Genomic DNA, 18,321 nt, shown 5'->3' with positions numbered 1-18,321 from the left:
TCAATAAATATTCCATATAAAAACACTAAAAACCCCTCAGTTTCGATAATACCCCCATATTTTAATTTACATCCAGCAAATTTCCCATATAGGAAGTTTTATAATTTCATAAATTTTTTAAGACAAAGAACATGTACATACTATACAAAATGCTTAATTCTATTTACTAATTAAACTTAAAACAATATTTTTTATTAAAACTCCGCGCTGCTTTTAATAAAGAGTTTTATGTTTTTTAAATTAATTACTAAATATTATAAATAATAGGTATAATGGGTGTAATATAAAAGGTATAATAGTTTTAATTTACATTAATAATAGCAGTTAAATTATATTAACCTAACAGATTATAGGACTGTTTTATAAGAGAGATAAAATGAAAAATATATTTAAAATAACGGCAATCTTTATTTTCTTATCAAGCGGCGCAAATGCGGCACAGCTTGTACTGACCTCGGCGGACCATACTCTTACCGACAACTCCGCCTATGACGGCGGCACCGCCGGCATTATTTTTAACAGCTCGGTTACAAACCGCGTTTTGAACCTTGACGGTTTTACAATTTCGGCGTCTAATAATACAGCGCAGGGATTTCAGCTTACAGGCGGCGGGGTTGTTACGGTTAACGGTAACGGCGGCGCTATAAATTTAACGGATAACAGAAACGCCGCAGGCACATCAGGTACGGGGTTAAATCTGACAGGCGCGACAACGCTTAACATAAACAATGCGGATGTAAATATCAGCGGCAGCGTTCTCGGTATTTCAAACGCCGCAGGTTCTAAACTCAATTTTATCGGCGGCGGGACAAATACGATTAACTCCAGCAATAATAAAAATGCGACAACAACAGGCGGCACGGGTATTCTTTCTACCGGCGCTGGCTCAGAGGTATCAATAACGGATTACCAAAACATTATTTTTAACGGTAACACTAACATTGGCATGCAGGCTGCAAGCGGCGGTTCTATTACAATTACCGGTAAAGCGGACGGCACCACAACATTCACCGCCTCTGGCAACGGCCGCCAGGACGGTTCAGGCAACCTTACCGCTGGGCAAGGTATATATATCAGCACCGCCGGCTCCGCCGTAACAATGACAAATATGCAGTCCGTAGATATTAACGGCAATTATACCGGCGTACAAAATGTGGCATCGACAAATTTAACTTTGTCAGGCAACGGCAGTGCGACATCCTCTTTAAGCATAAGCAACAACACTTATACGGGCCTTATTAACAGCGGCAGTACGGATATAAGCGGTTTTTCGACTATAAATATTAATAATAACGGCAATATAGGCGTTTCCGTTACGGGCGCTTCGGCTTCTTTAGATATAAGCGGCGTAGAAACAATGAATGTAAATGGCAATGCCAGCGGTATCACCACAGCGGCAAACACTACATTGAATTTAACGGGCACCGGATCTGCCGCGTCTAAACTTTCGGTCAACAATAATACGGGCACCGGGTTTTCTTCTGCGGGGCTTGTCACAATTAAGGACTTCAGAGAAATTGAAGCCAGCGGCAACGGCGGCAACGGTTTTGTCATCTCAGGCGCAAGCACTATAGAGACAGCGGCGGGGCAGAATCTTACCATAAAAACAAATAATAATACAAGCGTGGGAACTTTCGGCTTTTTATCAACTGCAGCAAATCTTGTTTTGGACAGGGTTGATATATTTGAATCCACCGGTAACGGAAGGTACGGGTTTGCCGTAAACAACGGTAAAACAACTATGAATCTTACCGATAACGGTGTGGTAACTTTGGACGGCAACGGGGTTTCTGCTACGGCGGCTGCAGCGGGGCTTTTGGTTAACGGGGCAACGGCGGAACTTGAAATAAACGGCGGCCTTAACTCAACTTTAAGCGCCTCAGGCAATAAAAACAGTACGGGATCAGGGGGCGTCGGTATACAGGCGGCTTCAGGCTCTTTAAAGCTCAATAACATGGAAACTATTACCGCAGAAGGAAACATTACCGGTATATCCACATCCGCAAACGGCTCTCTTCTTTTAGATGGAAGCGGCAGCCTAACCTCTAAATTAAGCGTAAATAATAATATCGGCGCGGGCATAAGCGCTGCACAGTCAACTTCTTTTACAATTCAGGATTTTGCAATCATAGAGGCAAACGGCAACGGCGGTACAGGGCTTAATTTAGGCGTAAACTCAACAATAACAAATATTGCGGGTGAGCAGATTTCAATAAGTTCAAGCAATAATACGGGAGCTGCCAGCGACGGCATATATTCCAGCGCGGCTAATTTGGAGCTTAAGGATTTAGCTTCGCTCCAGCTTAATAATAACGGCAGATACGGGCTGCACGTTTACTCGGGCAGCGTATCTATAGACGCGGCAGGCAGGGTCTTCGGCGTGGGTGATTTAAGCGTAACCGGCAACGGAAACCACGGCGTATATTTAAGGCTGGATAATTTAGAAATAGCCAATGTCGATGGGATAAACATTTCCGGCAACGGCGGAACGGGAATGTTGGCAAGCGGAGGAACTCTTTCCTTAAAAAGTAATAACACCGAAGGGAAGATGATCTTTTCAAACAACGGCGGAGACGGCGCAAAATTTACAGGTTCAACCCAGCTTATAAACTTTACGCAGATCAACGCTTTTAATAACGGCGGAACCGGCTTTAGCTTGGCGGGTAATATTGACTGGCAGACACAGGTCGATTCTGAATTTAGCTTTGTAGCAAAAGACAACGGCGCTTCAGGCATAGTATTAAACGGCTCATCTTTGGAAGATCCGCTGGTTTTTAACGTTAAAGAACTTGTGCTAACAAATAACGGCACAAAGGTTACGTCTAACTCAGGCACGGGCCTTTCATTAGGTAGAAATATAACTTTTAATGTTACGGACACTGATATTACCGCGACGGATAACGGCGCAATAGGACTTTATGTCTCAGGCGGCGGTGTTTTAAACGCAATATCCTCAACAGGCACTAACATTATCCGCTTGCGAAATAACGGTGATAAAAGTTTAAGCGGCAGCTCTATGGGTATGGACGTGCACGGCGGGAGATTCTACGCCGAAAATATGAACGTTATAAATATTGAGAACCAGAACTTCGGCATAATAGCCTGGTACAACGGCGAAGCCATAATGAAGGATTCCAATATAATCGTTACCGATAACGCTAACGGAATTCTTGCTTCACGCGCTACGATTGATATAAACAGCACATCGGGGTTGCATACAATATATGGTTCCGGCAATACCTATGCTCTTATTACCCAGGAGAACGCGCAGTATGAAGGCAGCGAGTATTTTAATATAACCAATATGGATATATACCTTGAAAATAACAGCTATGCCATTGCCTCTACCTTTGGCGGCGGCGCAATGAATATAAAAGGTAACGGATCTAATATTTTATCCTTTAAAGATAATTTGCAATCAGGCCTTTTTGCGCAATGGAACGTTAACAGGCCGTCTGCGGGTACAAAAGTGGCTTTATCACAGGTTAATGTTGAAGGCATGTATATACAAACCGAAAATGATGATTTAGCAATAGCCGAATCAAGCCAAGAGGGTGGCGCGGAAATTAATATAAAAGATTCAACCATAAACATGCTTACGCAAGATACTTTGTTCCAAACCATAGGTTATGGCGTTTATAATATAGAGAATGTTACGGCAACAGGTAACAGCGCGCTTTTGGTTAATACGGCTATAGCTGACCATAATGATCCAAGCGTAATGGTTGGCAAGTCTGAGTTTAACGCAAAAGATGCCTTCCTAAGCGGCGTTATAACAACAGCCGCGGATACCGCCGCACATGTATCGTTTACGGACAGCGCGTGGAATATGATTAATTCTTCCAATATGACCTCGCTTACTAATAGCTCTTCTGATATTTTTATAGGTTCTCAAACGTCCGGGGCTTATAATACTCTGACGCTTGAAAATTATATGGGTCATAATGGCAATATCTATTTAAATACAGACGTTAACGGCGGCAGCACGGATATGATTTCCGTAAGCGGCTCAGCTAACGGTTCTACCACTTTGTTTATAAATGATACAAGCACAACTCTTCCCGGTACGGACCCTCTTGAAATAAAAATAGTAGAGGCTAAGGCCGGCGCGCACATTTCCGCCAATTCATTTGTGTTAAACGGCGGCAGCATTGATACAGGCGCTTTTAAATATTTCCTTTTACAGGGAAATAAAGACCAGTCGGACAATCAGTCTTTCTTCCTTCGCTTATCTAACGCCATGACAGACACTTTTAAAACAATGTTAAACATACCGCAGCTTAATGTTGTTATGGCACAAACAGGCATGAATTCCCTTCAAAAACGTTTAGGCGACTTACGTAATTTCGGCAACTCATCTAAACAACACGGCGTTTGGACAAGATCATACGGAAAGCAAATTACCGTAGATGACCTGATAGAAACAGACATGTCAATATTTGGTTTTGAGGCCGGGTATGATTTTTTAATGAGAGAAGGCGACGAAAACAGAATTTATCTCGGTTTAATGGGTGGTTATATGACTGCTGGTAATGTAAAAACAAAACAGGATAACGGTTTTTACAGTAAAGGAAACGGCGATGCCCCCAGCGTAGGCGCTTATATGACTTTTATAACCCCTTCTTCATATTTTTTAGATTTAACCATAAGAAATTTTTGGACAAACTTAGATATGGTTAACTATTCTTCTTTAGGAACCGAGCTTAAATATTCCCCCAGAAGAAACCTGTTTACTATGAGCGCGGAATTCGGTAAAGAGTTTCAGATTATGTCTTGTCGCGGTACACAGTGGCGGGTTGAACCTAAAGCCGAATTGGCATTTTTAAACGCTTCGGGAGACAGTACAAATGTTGAAAACGGCAACGGTTCTTTAAAATATGAAAATGCCTCATATATAATAACAAAAGCCTCGGTAATGCTTGCGTATATGCATAAAAGGCAAACAGGTCTTTTTACACAACCTTACGCAGAGCTTGCTTACAGCCAAACGTTTATGGGAAAGGGCGATGTCAGCTACTCCGGCGCGGTTAGCGAAACAAACCTTTCAGGCGGCGCTTTTGAAACGGCCTTGGGTCTGAATTATCAGTTTAACAAAGATATCTATGTATATGGCCAGGCTACTTTTGAAACAGGAAGCAAGATACAAGCCTTCGGCGGCAATTTAGGCTTCCGTTTGGCTTTTTAAGCTGACAGATACTCGCATTGATATTTAAATAAAAAAGCCCTCCGCGCTATGCGGGGGGCTTTTTTCAAAACTCTGTTTTGCGTTTTTGCCAACAACAAGCCATATCACATCTAGACAGGCACAAAAAGCAGGCAAAAAACGGTATGCGCCTATGTGCGGCATAGAGATACAAAAGAAACACAACAACGAATACAAACCAATAAGAAAAAAGCTAAAAATATTAAGGAAAAAAGAAGAAAGAGAAAACCTTTTAAAGTTTGATGACTTTATTGTACCCCTGAAATAACAGGGGTACTTAAAAGCTATATTGTTTAGACGGCAAATCTACGGAGAGAGTGGGATTCGAACCCACGGTGGAGTTTCCCCCACACTTGTTTTCAAGACAAGCGCCTTAAACCGCTCGGCCATCTCTCCAAAAAAATTAAAACGGTGAAAAACACCGCATAAATATATTTTACTAAATTATATTTTTAAACACAAAAGGACAAAAAAAAACGGCGTCTTTAAAGCGCCGTTTTTAAAACAGTGTTTAATTCAACTTACTTACATAAAAAGCTTCTGCTATATCGGTTATGCCCACAAAAATCAAGTATACGCCTATATAAACGATTACAACCAAAGCGCCGAATGTCGGGCAGAACATAATAAAGAATGACAGAATCAAACCCAAAAATCCTGATATTAAAACAACCCACCAGTTTTTAAAACCCAACTCTCTAAATGAAGCCGACGCGGCAATTTTTGTTATACTTACAAACATTGCCCAAAACCCGACCACAAAAGGTATTGCCATCGCCGCACCGCCCAAGTTAGCGAGAAGGAAAATACCTATAAAAATATCTAACAAAGCTACAACAAGCGTCCAACCCGGCTTTGTCAGCATTTCCTTATTGGTTATATAGCCGGACAACTGTACAATGCCCGTACATAAAATTCCTACACCCAAAATAAACGCCAAAGTAACAAGCGTTAACCCAGGATAGACCAAAACAAGAATACCTAAAACTAAAGACAGTATACCCGTTAAGGCTAAAAACGAACTTGCTTTTGAACTTAATTTCATACACCCCTCCTTTGATTTACATATATTACGTATTTAAAAGTTACTGGGTATAGCAAGAACCCCAAAAACATGAGTTCCCCGTATACGCTTTTGTAAAACCGATATCTTTACAAGATGGTTTTACGGGTAAAATATTGCCGTCTCTGCAAATAACCTCATCCGTAGCAAGCGGAGTATATAAAATATATGTGCTTCTTTCGTTTAGAGATAAACTCATATTACTTCCATTATAAGGACCTATAAAAATTGCTCTGCCTGTGGTTTCAATTACAGACGTGAACTTATTACACTTTAAATAATTTATAGATATTGTCCCGGAAACAGTTTGATAATTACAGCCCGGGAATTCTATGGAAAGCTCGCCATAATCTTTAGCGAAAGAGCCTGTTGCCAGCACATGCGCTTTTTGTGCGGTGTTAATTGCTTTTAAGGCAAGAAGCATCTCGGCCGAACGGCTGCGGGCCACCGCTTTATTATACTGCGGTAAAGCTATAGCCGCTAAAATACCTATTATTAAAACAACAACTAAAAGTTCAATTAACGTAAAACCTTTTTTCATGTTTAATCCTTTTAAGAAATAAAGTGGCAGCCTATATTTCTGTTGTTTTTTAAAGCCGCGTAGGTAATTAAAAGCCCCGTTTGTGTGCCATTTCGAAGGTTAATTAACTCAGGCGTAAGTTCAACGTCTTGGTAAAAAACCGCTATTTCATTATGCAAATGCCTTAAAATTTTTTCGGCTCTTTGCAAATGCGTTTTACTTCTTATAAGCCCCACATAGTTCCACATAGTGCTTTGCAGGGTGGAAATATCTTGCTTAATTAAATTAAGGTCGGGTTTAGCGCGGGGACTGCGCCATTCTCTGGGAACAGGAATATGAAATTTAGTTTTTTTAATATCCTCAAAATCTTTTTTGGCACAGGCCGCGCCCATAGATAAACTTTCTAAAAGTGAAGTGCTTGCAAGGCGGTTTGCCCCGTGAAGGCCGGTGCAGGCGGTTTCCCCCACGGCGTTAAGATTTAAAATATTTGTCCGGCCATTTACATCAGCGTAAACTCCGCCGCAAAAATAATGCGCCGCCGGAACAACGGGTATATTCTCTTTAGTGATATCCACGCCTTGTTCTAAACATTTGCTGTAAATATTGGGAAATCTTTCCTTAACATGCTCAGGCTTAATAGCGGATAAATCTAAAAATACTTTATCACCGTGCAGGCGTTGCTCTTCAATAGCTCTTGCCACAACATCTCGCGGAGCTAAAGAGCCCATAGGATGATATTTATTCATAAACTGACGCCCTTTGGAGTTAACTAGAACGGCGCCTTCGCCGCGCACGGCTTCGGATATTAAAAACGTTTTACCTTTGCCGAAAACCGTGGGGTGAAATTGCATAAACTCCATATTCATAACCCTTGCGCCCACACGGTATGCCATGGCTATGCCGTGGCCGAAGCTTGAAGGAGAGTTGGTAGTATGTCTGTAAAGCTGCCCCGCGCCGCCTGTAGCCAAAACTGTTTTTTTAGCGGTAACGGCGTAAACTTCGCTTTTTTTATTATCTAAAATATAAGCGCCGAAGCAGGTTAAAGGATAGTAGCGGTCAAGCGTTTCTGAAGAGTTGTGGGAAAGCGTTAACAAATCAACCGCGGTATTATGGGTAAATGTCTTTATATTTTTTGTTTTTTTAACCTGCCTAAGCAAGCGTGAAAGCATAGCGTGGCCGGTGGTATCTTTTGAATACAAAATACGTTTTTTACTGTGCGCCCCTTCACGGGTTAGTAAAAGTTTGCCGTTTTTATCCGTGTCAAAAGGAACGCCCAGGTCTTTAATAAAAAGCTCTTCAATTACCTTGTGTCCGTTAACGCAAATATCTTTAGCAGCCGGGATATTACAAAGCCCGCAACCCGCCGTTTGTATATCTTTTAAAAGCCCGTTAACAGTTTTGGGATTTTCAAACACAACGCCGCCCTGCGCCAGGTCGCTGTTGGTTTCCGCAAGTTCCCCTCCGCAGATCATTATTACATTAAGCCCATTGCGCGCCGCTTTTAAAGCGTATGTCGCGCCCGCCAGACCCGAACCTATTACAAGGACATCAGTATTTAATATTCTCATAATTATATTTCTTCTAATTGCTGGCCATAGCCGCAAGCCCAAAGAAGGAGGAAATATCCTTATCTTGGAACTTGATCATAGCTCTTATATATGGCTGGTTAACTTCAAGCGCGTCCGACATACCAGCGCCGATTTCAATAAACCTGTTAATTTCAAAATTTACACCGTAAAGAACGTTAGGTTTGGAGAAATCGCGGTTATTAATTGTCCTGTCGCGCCCAAAATCCGTAAAACGGCCCTGCAATGTAAGGCGTTCCCAAAAACCGTGCCCGTAAAAAGGTTTCAAAATAAGTTCTGCACCGCCGGCTCCCCACACTAAACCCGCGGAGAAATCAAAGTAATTGTTGTAAAAGCCCAAACGTAAATCCAGTTTGTTCCTTTCCATATAATCATTATCGCTGACAAAATCATCCTCATTGCCGATATTGGCAAAACCCGCGCGGTAATATGTGTAGTTATTGCTGGGGTAAACTTTAAGCGCCACTTGCGCGGCAAGCGCTTCAGCGTCCATATTATAATAACCGTCAAAAACCCAAAACACTCTAAAGCGCGACATTTTACCCACAAATGTTTTTGTTTCGGCTAAAGTTTCTTTTAAATCTGCAAAAGATTCTTTAACATTTTGTTTCACTTCCGGATCATTAATAAGCGCGCCTATCATGCCGTCGCCATTGTCAATTTTATCAACAATACTGTCGGCCTTTGCTATAAGATCACGCAAATCGGCAGTCATATAACTTATATCATGGGCGGAATTTTCTAAATAAGGTTTTAAACTCGCTATCAGTTCATTTAAATTGGCGGAAAGATTACGCACATTAGATAAAGTGGCGTTCAAATCCTCACCAAGGCCGCCATCTCCGTTAATACTGTCAACAAATTGTTTTACGCTTGCAAGGGTTTCCTGAACCATTTGGTCCATGGAAGGTTCATTAGCGCCGTCAATCGTATCGCCGTTTTTAAGGATGCCTTTGCCCGGCTTTCCCTGCGCTATACTTAAAAATTTAGAACCTATTATACTGCTTGTGGTAATTTTAAAAGCCGCGTCGCGGTAAATTTCAACCCCGTCTTTGATACCAACCGTAACAAGAACATGGTCTCCGTTCATTTTTATGCGGCGCACTTTACCCACGTCAACGCCGTTAAGTTTAACCGTTGATTTACCGGGCAGTCCGGTAACGTCGCTAAATCTTACGTTAACTTTATATTCGCCGCCTGTTGAAATATTGCCAAGCATATATACCGAAATGCCGAAAAGTATTACCCCCGCCACCGCGAATATGCCAACTTTAGTTTCTGCTCTCATAGTATCATTCTACCTATTTTAATTTATTTTAATCGGTCCGTTACTCGTGCCGTCCACAAACTGCCTTACATAAGGATTGTCAGTATTTTTAAATTCTTCCGGCGTGCCCTGCATAAGCACCTTGCCTCCGTATAAGAAAACAATGGTGTCTGATATCTTGTAAGCTGATTTCATGTCGTGCGTGATAACTACAGACGTCATATTAAGTTTTTTCTTCATATCTAAAATAAGTTCGTTAACAACGTCAGACATTATAGGATCAAGACCGCTTGTGGGTTCATCATACAAAAGATACCTCGGGCTTACGGCCAAAACGCGCGCCAACGCGACGCGCTTTTTCATACCGCCGCTTAACTCGGAAGGACGCATATTCTCAACGTCTTTTAAACCGACCAAGGCAAGTTTGTCTTTTACTATTTCTTTATATTTTGATTTAGGCTCTTCCGTTAAATAGCGTAAACCAAACTCAACGTTCTCGCCTACGCTTAAAGAATCAAACAAAGCCCCTTCCTGAAATAAATAGCCGAATTTGCGCCTTATAGCCGCGAGGCGGAATTCATCATCAGTATAAGTAAAATCTTTACTATCAATTAAAATTTTGCCGCTTGTGGGTTTTATAAGACGCACAATACACTTAATAAGCGTGCTTTTGCCCGTACCCGAGCCGCCTATTACGGACACAACCTCCCCCTCCTTAACCGTTAAATTAACCCCGTTAAGAACTTTTTTATCACCAAAGCTTTTGTATAAATCTTTAATTTCTATCATCTTATATCCCGAACGCCGTTAATATAGCGGTTAAGAAATAATCCAAAACTAAAATTAAAACCATGCTTGTTACAACGGCTATCGTGGTTGAACGGCCCACGCCTTCGGCGCCGCCTTTTGTGTCCAAACCTTTATAGCAACAAACCGTGCCTACCATAAAAGCAAAGAAAATTGATTTTATAAAACCGTGCATGAAATCAAGCGTGTTCATATAGTTTGTAATATCTTCTAAATAGGTAACATCCGGCACGCCTAAACCGTGTACCGCCACCAAATAACCGCCGAATATGCCTGAGAAGTTAGCGAAAAGCGTAAGTATCGGCACAGTAAGCATAAAAGCGAACATTCTTGGCAAAACAAGCTGCCTTACGGGATTTGTGCCTAAAGTATAAAGAGCGTCAATCTGCTCCGTTACCTGCATTGTGCCTATTTCAGCCGTAACCGCGGCCCCTGCGCGGCCTACAACCACAACGGCCGTAAGCACGGGCCCAAGCTCGCGTATTAAAGAAAAGCTTACCAACGTTCCTACAAACATAGGCTCGCTTAAAATATTTGAAATAGTGTTACCGCCCTGCAAGGCAAGAACCATGCCGGTAAAAATACTGGTAAGAGTTGTAACCGTAAGAGAGTTTATGCCTATTGTAACCGACTGCTGCATAGCCTGCGCCCATTCAAAAGGCGCTTTGAAAAGCCAAAACATACAGGAGCGAAGCATGTTAAACGCTTTGCCGCATTCATTAAAAAATATAATTATTTCCCGCCCGATAACAGCGAACATAAGTTTTAAACGCGCTCCTGTGGTTACTATTTAATACTATATAACATTATTTTACTATTTATACATAGTTTTTTTCAGAAGAAAAGAAGGTTTTGTCCTTTACGGGCAAAACCTTCTGCGGTAAATTTACTTTTGTATTTAAAGAATTTTCTACGTTAGAAAAAAATATATTATTTATAAAATCTAGGCACTCTGGCGGTTATAAGTGTGGTAATCTCATAAGCTATGGTGTTTGCCCAGGAAGCAAGCTCCCAAGCGGTAATTTCCTCATCACCCTGCTTACCTATCAAAACAACTTCGTCGCCTACGGTTGCCTCTTGGACGTCAGTGACGTCAACCATAATCATATCCATGGTAATATTGCCAATAACCTTGCATCTCTTGCCCGCAATCAAAACCTCCGCCTTGCCGGACATGGCGCGCATATACCCGTCTCCGTAACCTACGGGCACGGTAGCTATATGCATTTGTTTAGGCGCAATAAAACTTTGGTTGTAACTTATGGCGAAATCTTTTTTAACATCTTTAACAAACACTATTTTTGATTTTAAAGAAAGAACAGGTTTAAAATTTTTATCCTCTTTTACCATGCCGTAAGCGCCAAGTCCCAAACGCACCATGTCAAACCTGCCGCGCGGAGCGAAAAGCGTACCCATGGTAGCGCAGGCATGAAATATTTCTACGTCAATATTATCAGCTTTTGCGGCAAGGGCGGCTTCTTCAAAATAACCTAATTGGCAAGAAGTAAAAACTTCGTCGCTGTCTGTGGAAGATAAATGAGTGTACAACCCCTCAATAATAATATTTTTATTTTGTTTAAGCTCTTGCAGTATTTTAGCTACGCCGGTACGTCTTGTGCCTATGCGCCCCATGCCGGTATCTTGCTTAACATGGCAGTAAACGGTTTTATTGATTTTAGAAGCTATTTCACAAACGGCTTTGGCGGCGGATAAACTTGCTATTGTTATAGCCAAATCATAAGCGGCGGCGGTTTCAAAAGCTTCAAAAGGATAGACGCTTCCCAAAACCAGAACAGGCAGTTTTATTCCGTTTTCTCTAAGTTCAACGCCTTCTTCCACAGAAGCGGTACCAAGCATATCGCAAAGATTATTTTCCTGGGCGTATTTAGCAAGCTTAACTGCGCCGTGTCCGTAAGCGTTTGCTTTTAAAACAAAAAGCATTTTTGTTTTTGGGTTTAAAAGGGAACGAACATAATTAATATTATGTTTTAAATTTTCCAAGTCAATCACGGCGGCTGTAGGCCTTAAAATTTTATCCATAATATCCTAGCCCGTTTTACATAGGAACGCTTACGTCCCCGTATTCGCCCACTTCAATATTTTCAGGAGCGGGGTTTGTAAATAAAGTATGTTCGCTTATAAAGTTTAGGTCAACGTCGCCCACCGGGCCGTTACGCTGTTTGGCTATAATTAATGTGGCCTTGCGTTTAAGGCTTTCATCATCACGTTTATAATAGCCGTCGCGGTGTATTAAAGCAACAACGTCCGCGTCCTGCTCAATAGAACCTGATTCCCTTAAATCGGAAAGCTGGGGCTTATTATCTACTCTGCTTCTGTCCTCGTTTTTACGGCTGAGCTGTGATAAAGCGACCACAGGCACGTCTAAGGTTCTGGCAAGTTCTTTTAACATTCTTGAAATTTCGGACACTTCTTGCTGTCTGCTTTCAAAGCGGCCCGTACTGCGGATTAACTGCAAATAGTCAATCATAATCATGCCTAACTGTTTGCCCTGTTTTTCCAAATCATTGGCAAGGCGGCGCGCACGCATACGTATCTCTGTAATAGTAATGCCGGGAGTATCGTCAATAAAGAAAGGCGCCTGCGCAAGGCGGCCCGCTTCACGGGTAAGGTCGCGCCATTTTTCCATTTTAAAAATACCGCTGCGCACCTGGTGCACGTCAGCCATGGCGGCGGAACAAAGCATACGCTCAAAAATAGAGTTCTTGCCCATTTCTAAAGAGAAAAAAGCTATAGGAATATTTTTAACCACGCTTGCGAAATGCGCCACGTTTAAAGCCAGCGCCGTTTTACCCTGCGAAGGGCGCGCGCCTATAATAATTAAATCAGACTTTCTAAACCCGCCCGTTTTATAATCAAATTCAGTAAATCCCGTGGGCACGCCTTTAACGGGGTTTTTATCAAGCCTGGCCTTTTCAATAAGATGCATAACCTCTTCGGCAAGGTCTTTGGCGGCAATAAAGCCTTTAATATCCTGCTTTTGGCTTATTTTAAAAATTTGCTCCTGGGCAAGGTCAATAAGTTTTTCAGGCTCGTCTTCCTGTTTGTAAGACTCTTGTATAATTGTTGTGGAAATTTTAATTAAATCTCGCACCAAAAACTTTTTATAAACAATTTCCGCATAATGTTCAACGTGGGCGGCGGTGGAAACTTTATCTATAAGTTCGGCTAAATATACTTCCCCCCCTACTACGGCAAGCTGGTTTGTGGTTTTAAGTTCTTCGGTTAACGTAATGGTATCAATAGCCTGGTTCTTATCAGCTAAATTACGCATGGCGGAAAAAATTTTCTTATGGGCGTCTTTATAAAAGTGCTCCGCCTTTAAAATATCAAAAGCGCGTTCAACAGCCTGGGCCTCTATTAACATTGATCCCAAAACCGCCATTTCCGCGTCTATCGCCTGGGGAGGAACTTTATCTAAAATATTGTCTGCCATACTGCCGCTCCTTATAATAAATCCTGATACTCGCCGTCAAAAACCGGCTGGTAGTTATTGCGTGCCTTTTCTGATGATATTAAAATTTTTACGGGGTTCGCGCTTATTATTTTGCCGTCTTGTATTTTTACACGGTATAAAAGGGCGCGTTTGTCTGCCGGGTTTTTATTTCCGCCGAAAACAAAGTTTCCCAAACTGTATACTATGGTTACACCTTTATATTGTGCAATATTTTGCACCACATGCGCATGATGTCCTATAATTAAACTGCTTCCGTTATCAACAGCTAAACGGGCAAGGCGTTCCTGCAAGGCGTTATTTTCATAAGCTTTTTCCTCACCCCAGTGAAAAGTGGTTATGATAATATCACAATTAATTTCTTTAAAATGTTTTAAGTGTTTTAAAAGCATTTTGCTGTCCCGGTTCCAGTCAAAACCCTTTAACCCGTGGAAACAAAGCTTTGTCTCATGCAGTTCTTTTACTATCAAATCATCATAACCGAAAAAAGCAATACCCGCTTTTTTAAGATTTTCCCTTGTGTCATTGTAACCTTTTACACCGTAATCATGCGTATGGTTATTGGCCATATTAACCATTTCAACGCTGCCGGCTTTAAGGATATCCAGGTATTCGTAAGGGCCTTTAAAGCGAAATTCCTTTTCCTGCGCTTCGTCGTTATCCGTAATGGCGCCCTCAAGGTTAACTATTGTAAAATCGTCCGTAGTAAACATAGGCAGCATATTTTTTAAAAAATATTTCTTATCGCCCTTTAGCTGCTTATACTGCCAGTTAAAAGTCATACCCTGTTGCTCGGGATAATCTCCCATCGTGGTATCGCCCGCGAAAGTAAGCGTTATAACACGCCCCGGAACGGCGCAAACTTCCGCATTGGAATCCTCTTCCGTCTGCCCGCTGACGGTAAGTTCCTGCGCAACCTTTTCATATTCATGCCACGGGAAAGCCGAACTCTGCGTTCTGTTTGAAGAGCAAGCACAAACAAAAGCTGCCAAAAGCAAAACGAAAAATGAAGGTTTAAACAAATCCGCGCGCATTTTAAATCCTAAAATTATAGATTTATATTTTTAAATAAGGTTAATAAAAAATAAGAAAAAAAGTACTCCCCGAGGGACTCGAACCCACAGCCTACTGTTCCGAAGACAGTCGCTCTATCCAATTGAGCTAGGGGAGCTTAATTAAAATTTATTTATATATATTTTAGCAGATTTGACAACCCCGCAATAAACTAAATTATCCCTCGCGGCGCTTTTAAACTTGTTTACAAAAATAAAATTTGTTTTTGTATAATCAATTAAGGTTATAAGGCCCATAGTACATATAGGTCTTTTGGCCCTTGTGGCGGTTTTATTATTTGATTATTATTAGTATATATGGAGTTATCATGAGAAAGTTTTTTATACTTTTTATTTTGCCTTTAATGCTGGTTTGCGCGCGCGCCGGCGTTGAGGAGGATTTGGATATTAAAATCCCCCGCAACATAAAAGATGAAAAAATAAAATTAAAAGAAAAGATTTTAGAACAGGTAAAAAGATCCGACACTGGAATTACCGTTACCATAAACGACGCTTTTGATCCTGACTTATCCGAACAGCACGGTGTTTTTTTAAAGGCCGAGCCTATTATATCAGGGTCTCTCCATAACGGGAAAGTAAAAGCGATAACAGGAATAGACATAAAAGACAGGGCGCTTTTAATAGATTTTACCGTTCTGGGCGCGCAGGAAGATAAAAAACAAAAACAAATCGGCAATTTTAATCCCAAAAAATATAAAAAAGAAGATAAGGAAATTACGCTTTACCTTCCCGCCAAATACAGGTTTAAACAATATACGGAAAACACTAATGACGGAAACGTTATTTTTTATGAGAAAACATCGTCCGAATCGTTAAGGGTTGACATAACATACGAAACAGACAGCTCTAAAATAGCAAAACCTTTAATAACAATAATTAACGACGCCGCTCTAAACGGCGCCAACCCGCTGCTTATTTTAAACAACATTTTGCCCAACCACCCCGATTTTAAATATTTAAAAGATATAATTCCCGCCAAAAAGGAAGACGAAGCTAACCCAATAGTTATTTATAAAACCGTTTCAAAAAATACGGTAACTTTAACTTATTTTATATTCGGATAAAGTACAATAAAAAACCCGCGCGATTTAAACCGCGCGGGTTTTTTATTGTAAACCAAACTAAGCTATTTATTTTCAGAGCCGGCAACCGCGGAGGGCAATGCCTTTAAACTCAGATTTCTTATATCTCCGCTGCTCGGGTTTTGGAAAGGCATTAAATCAAAGTCTTTCATAACCGCGAACAAATGGTCAAATAAATCAGACATATGCGCCTCATACGCTACCCACGCGGTAGTATTGGTAAAGCAATATATTTCCAAAGGAAGCCCTTGTGAGCCGGGCTCAAGTTGCCTTACCATGGAGGTATATGTTTTATGTATATAATCACGGCTGCCTATATAAGCTTCGCAATAAGCGCGAAAGGTGCCCACGTTTGTTAAATGCCTGCCGTTAACCATGCTTTCTTTTACATTGCAAGTTTCGTTAAATGAGGCTATTTCCTGCCCTTTCTTTGTAAGATATTCTTTTAATAACTCAATTTTTTTAAGTCTGTTAAAAAGGTCCTCATCCATAAATTTAATTGTCTGCACATCGATATTTATGGCTCTTTTTATTCTTCTACCGCCGGAGTCGCTCATTCCGCGCCAATTTTTAAACGAGGAGGAAATTAAATCATAGGCGGGAATGCTTACAATAGTTTTGTCCCAATTTTGCACGCGCACGCTTGTTAAAGAAATATCTATAACATCGCCGTCGGCGCCGTGTTTGGGCATTTCAATCCAATCTCCTATGCGGAGCATGTCGTTAAATGAAAGCTGGAAGCTTGCCGTTAACCCTAAAATAGGGTCCTTAAACACCAACATTAAAACGGACGCGGCCAAACCTAAAGCGGAAATAAAGAAAAGCGGTTCTTTGCCAAGCATCCACGCCAAAATGACAAGACCGCCCAAAAAGTTAATAACTATTTTTATAGCCTGCATTAACCCTTTAACAGGGAGTTTGGGGTTGTTGCCGTAGAAGGAAATTATAATATCAATAACTTTATTAATTATTATAATTACGCAAATTTGAAAGTACACGTTAACAACTTTTACTCCGAAGGAGGCGAATCTGGCATATTCCCCGGGGAAAAAGAAGTCAACCGCGTACTGCGCTAAAATACCGGCTAAAAAATAACCTATAGCGGCAAAAAAGTTGCCTTTTTGCAGCGCGGTGTGCCATTTTTTAAAGCGGCCTTTGAAAATTCTGTCTATAAGATATTTTTCCGTAAAAAGCCTGAAAATATATCCCGCAAGCCATATCAAAAAAATAAATATGGCAAGACTTATTAATTTTGCCAAAAGCAAGGCCCAAAATTCAGACACTTGCAGATATTCAAGAAGATTAAATATGGGTTTCATATTTTCAATTATATTATATAATTAACCCATGAGAAACATTATTCTTTTTATAACGGTGTTTATTATGTTTTCCTGCGCCGGAAACGTGACTTATGATTCCGCTTACGCCTCAAACAAAGAATGGCTGGAAGTTGTTAGCGACAAAAAAGACTGGGAAGGTAAACAGGTAGACTCCTGCTTTAAATTAAACTTTAAATTCATACCTGAAGAAGCTAAAAACAGGTTAGATAAAAGATTCTCATGTACCCAAACCTGCTGTTGGCGCAGCGACATGCCTGAAGTGGTGCTTGATTTTAACCGCGATTACGCGCAAGACCTTGCCATGAAAGGACGCTCTAGAAAATATGAGCCCGGCGTCATAAGAATAAAAATAAAATATTCCTCAGTTTTAGGGGTTATAACAGCCTCGGTAACGCCCGCCGGAGCCATAAGCCGCGACGGCACCATAAAACTTAAATATAAAGAAGAAACTAATCTTTACCGCATTTCCCAGTTAGAAAAACAAAAAACGATACAAGATGAGGCCTACGAAGCCAAAAAAATTATACAAAACGCCAGAGAAGCTGAGCTTAAAACACAGGAGCAGAAACGTATTTCAACGCTTACTTTAAACTACAATAAAAAACAAAGTATTGATTATGTCAAACGCTTTTTCGGTTACGATATAGACAATTATCTTTACCGTCTTGACCGTGAAGACGCCAAAAAAGGATATATTTTGATTAACGGCGACAAAGAGTGGAACAGCGCTATGTTTGACAATATGTTTTTGGTTACCTGCGTGTCTGATTCCAAAAGAGGTAAGACTCAAAATTCTTTAAAACCTTACCCGATACACTGCGGCATATGGCTTGTGGATTTAGATAATAATACAGTAGTTCCACATAACGCTTTGGCCAAACAGATAGCAGCTAAATAATCCGCCATTG

The 18,321-nt window shown here is 40.9% G+C and carries 13 protein-coding genes and 2 tRNA genes; 3 read left to right on the top strand and 12 right to left on the bottom strand.

Annotated elements, in window-relative coordinates; all coding sequences use genetic code 11:
* The first annotated feature begins 376 nt into the window (after positions 1–376).
* On the top strand, positions 377–5,185 hold the full coding sequence (locus tag EMIN_RS01700; RefSeq protein ID WP_012414507.1) for an autotransporter domain-containing protein: 4,809 nt from the start codon (positions 377–379) through the stop codon (positions 5,183–5,185).
* A 327-nt stretch (positions 5,186–5,512) separates the two neighbouring features.
* Here the strand turns inward: EMIN_RS01700 and EMIN_RS01695 are convergent.
* From EMIN_RS01695 to EMIN_RS01645, 11 genes are all read right to left on the bottom strand, one after another.
* Positions 5,513–5,599, bottom strand: a tRNA-Ser gene (locus EMIN_RS01695).
* Positions 5,600–5,714: 115 nt separating this feature from the next.
* Positions 5,715–6,248, bottom strand: coding sequence for an HdeD family acid-resistance protein (locus EMIN_RS08040; protein ID WP_012414506.1), 534 nt, complete (start codon positions 6,246–6,248; stop codon positions 5,715–5,717).
* Positions 6,249–6,288: 40 nt separating this feature from the next.
* Positions 6,289–6,807, bottom strand: coding sequence for a type IV pilin protein (locus EMIN_RS09345; RefSeq protein WP_012414505.1), 519 nt, complete (start codon positions 6,805–6,807; stop codon positions 6,289–6,291).
* An 11-nt stretch (positions 6,808–6,818) separates the two neighbouring features.
* Positions 6,819–8,354 (bottom strand): L-aspartate oxidase, encoded by a 1,536-nt coding sequence (nadB, locus tag EMIN_RS01680; RefSeq protein WP_012414504.1) that lies wholly within the window; start codon positions 8,352–8,354, stop codon positions 6,819–6,821.
* 13 nt (positions 8,355–8,367) lie between these two features.
* The gene (locus tag EMIN_RS01675; RefSeq protein ID WP_012414503.1) at positions 8,368–9,660 is read right to left on the bottom strand and encodes an MlaD family protein; all 1,293 of its coding nucleotides are present in this window, start codon (positions 9,658–9,660) and stop codon (positions 8,368–8,370) included.
* Positions 9,661–9,678: 18 nt separating this feature from the next.
* The gene (locus tag EMIN_RS01670; protein ID WP_012414502.1) at positions 9,679–10,428 is read right to left on the bottom strand and encodes an ABC transporter ATP-binding protein; all 750 of its coding nucleotides are present in this window, start codon (positions 10,426–10,428) and stop codon (positions 9,679–9,681) included.
* 1 nt (position 10,429) lies between these two features.
* Positions 10,430–11,206: an MlaE family ABC transporter permease gene (locus tag EMIN_RS01665; RefSeq protein WP_012414501.1), complete on the bottom strand. Its 777-nt coding sequence runs from the start codon at positions 11,204–11,206 to the stop codon at positions 10,430–10,432.
* A 170-nt stretch (positions 11,207–11,376) separates the two neighbouring features.
* A complete protein-coding gene (alr, locus tag EMIN_RS01660) occupies positions 11,377–12,486 on the bottom strand; it encodes an alanine racemase (protein WP_012414500.1) in 1,110 nt (369 codons plus the stop codon).
* Positions 12,487–12,502: 16 nt separating this feature from the next.
* Entirely contained in the window at positions 12,503–13,900 is a 1,398-nt protein-coding gene (gene dnaB, locus EMIN_RS01655; RefSeq protein ID WP_012414499.1) for a replicative DNA helicase, read from the bottom strand.
* An 11-nt stretch (positions 13,901–13,911) separates the two neighbouring features.
* Positions 13,912–14,952 (bottom strand): CapA family protein, encoded by a 1,041-nt coding sequence (locus EMIN_RS01650; RefSeq protein WP_012414498.1) that lies wholly within the window; start codon positions 14,950–14,952, stop codon positions 13,912–13,914.
* Positions 14,953–15,015: 63 nt separating this feature from the next.
* Positions 15,016–15,089 (bottom strand) — tRNA-Arg (locus EMIN_RS01645).
* Positions 15,090–15,299: 210 nt separating this feature from the next.
* Here EMIN_RS01645 and EMIN_RS01640 point away from each other — a divergent pair.
* A complete protein-coding gene (locus EMIN_RS01640) occupies positions 15,300–16,055 on the top strand; it encodes a hypothetical protein (protein WP_012414496.1) in 756 nt (251 codons plus the stop codon).
* A gap of 62 nt (positions 16,056–16,117) precedes the next feature.
* On the opposite strand, the gene EMIN_RS01635 is transcribed toward EMIN_RS01640, so the two are convergent.
* A complete protein-coding gene (locus tag EMIN_RS01635) occupies positions 16,118–17,392 on the bottom strand; it encodes a mechanosensitive ion channel family protein (RefSeq protein ID WP_012414495.1) in 1,275 nt (424 codons plus the stop codon).
* A 28-nt stretch (positions 17,393–17,420) separates the two neighbouring features.
* Between EMIN_RS01635 and EMIN_RS01630 the strand changes: the two genes are divergently transcribed.
* On the top strand, positions 17,421–18,311 hold the full coding sequence (locus EMIN_RS01630) for a hypothetical protein (protein WP_012414494.1): 891 nt from the start codon (positions 17,421–17,423) through the stop codon (positions 18,309–18,311).
* The last annotated feature ends 10 nt before the right edge of the window (positions 18,312–18,321 follow it).

This window comes from Elusimicrobium minutum Pei191, from assembly GCF_000020145.1.
Classification (GTDB): Bacteria; Elusimicrobiota; Elusimicrobia; order Elusimicrobiales; family Elusimicrobiaceae; genus Elusimicrobium; species Elusimicrobium minutum.
This window is presented reverse-complemented; position numbering and strand designations above follow the sequence as displayed.

Excerpts from the sequence above, each read along its gene's own strand:
- EMIN_RS01700 (WP_012414507.1), top strand. The coding sequence starts at position 377 with ATGAAAAATATATTTAAAATAACGGCAATCTTTATTTTCTTATCAAGC.
- EMIN_RS08040 (WP_012414506.1), bottom strand. The coding sequence starts at position 6,248 with ATGAAATTAAGTTCAAAAGCAAGTTCGTTTTTAGCCTTAACGGGTATA.
- EMIN_RS09345 (WP_012414505.1), bottom strand. The coding sequence starts at position 6,807 with ATGAAAAAAGGTTTTACGTTAATTGAACTTTTAGTTGTTGTTTTAATA.
- nadB (WP_012414504.1), bottom strand. The coding sequence starts at position 8,354 with ATGAGAATATTAAATACTGATGTCCTTGTAATAGGTTCGGGTCTGGCG.
- EMIN_RS01675 (WP_012414503.1), bottom strand. The coding sequence starts at position 9,660 with ATGAGAGCAGAAACTAAAGTTGGCATATTCGCGGTGGCGGGGGTAATA.
- EMIN_RS01670 (WP_012414502.1), bottom strand. The coding sequence starts at position 10,428 with ATGATAGAAATTAAAGATTTATACAAAAGCTTTGGTGATAAAAAAGTT.
- EMIN_RS01665 (WP_012414501.1), bottom strand. The coding sequence starts at position 11,206 with ATGTTCGCTGTTATCGGGCGGGAAATAATTATATTTTTTAATGAATGC.
- alr (WP_012414500.1), bottom strand. The coding sequence starts at position 12,486 with ATGGATAAAATTTTAAGGCCTACAGCCGCCGTGATTGACTTGGAAAAT.
- dnaB (WP_012414499.1), bottom strand. The coding sequence starts at position 13,900 with ATGGCAGACAATATTTTAGATAAAGTTCCTCCCCAGGCGATAGACGCG.
- EMIN_RS01650 (WP_012414498.1), bottom strand. The coding sequence starts at position 14,952 with ATGCGCGCGGATTTGTTTAAACCTTCATTTTTCGTTTTGCTTTTGGCA.
- EMIN_RS01640 (WP_012414496.1), top strand. The coding sequence starts at position 15,300 with ATGAGAAAGTTTTTTATACTTTTTATTTTGCCTTTAATGCTGGTTTGC.
- EMIN_RS01635 (WP_012414495.1), bottom strand. The coding sequence starts at position 17,392 with ATGAAACCCATATTTAATCTTCTTGAATATCTGCAAGTGTCTGAATTT.
- EMIN_RS01630 (WP_012414494.1), top strand. The coding sequence starts at position 17,421 with ATGAGAAACATTATTCTTTTTATAACGGTGTTTATTATGTTTTCCTGC.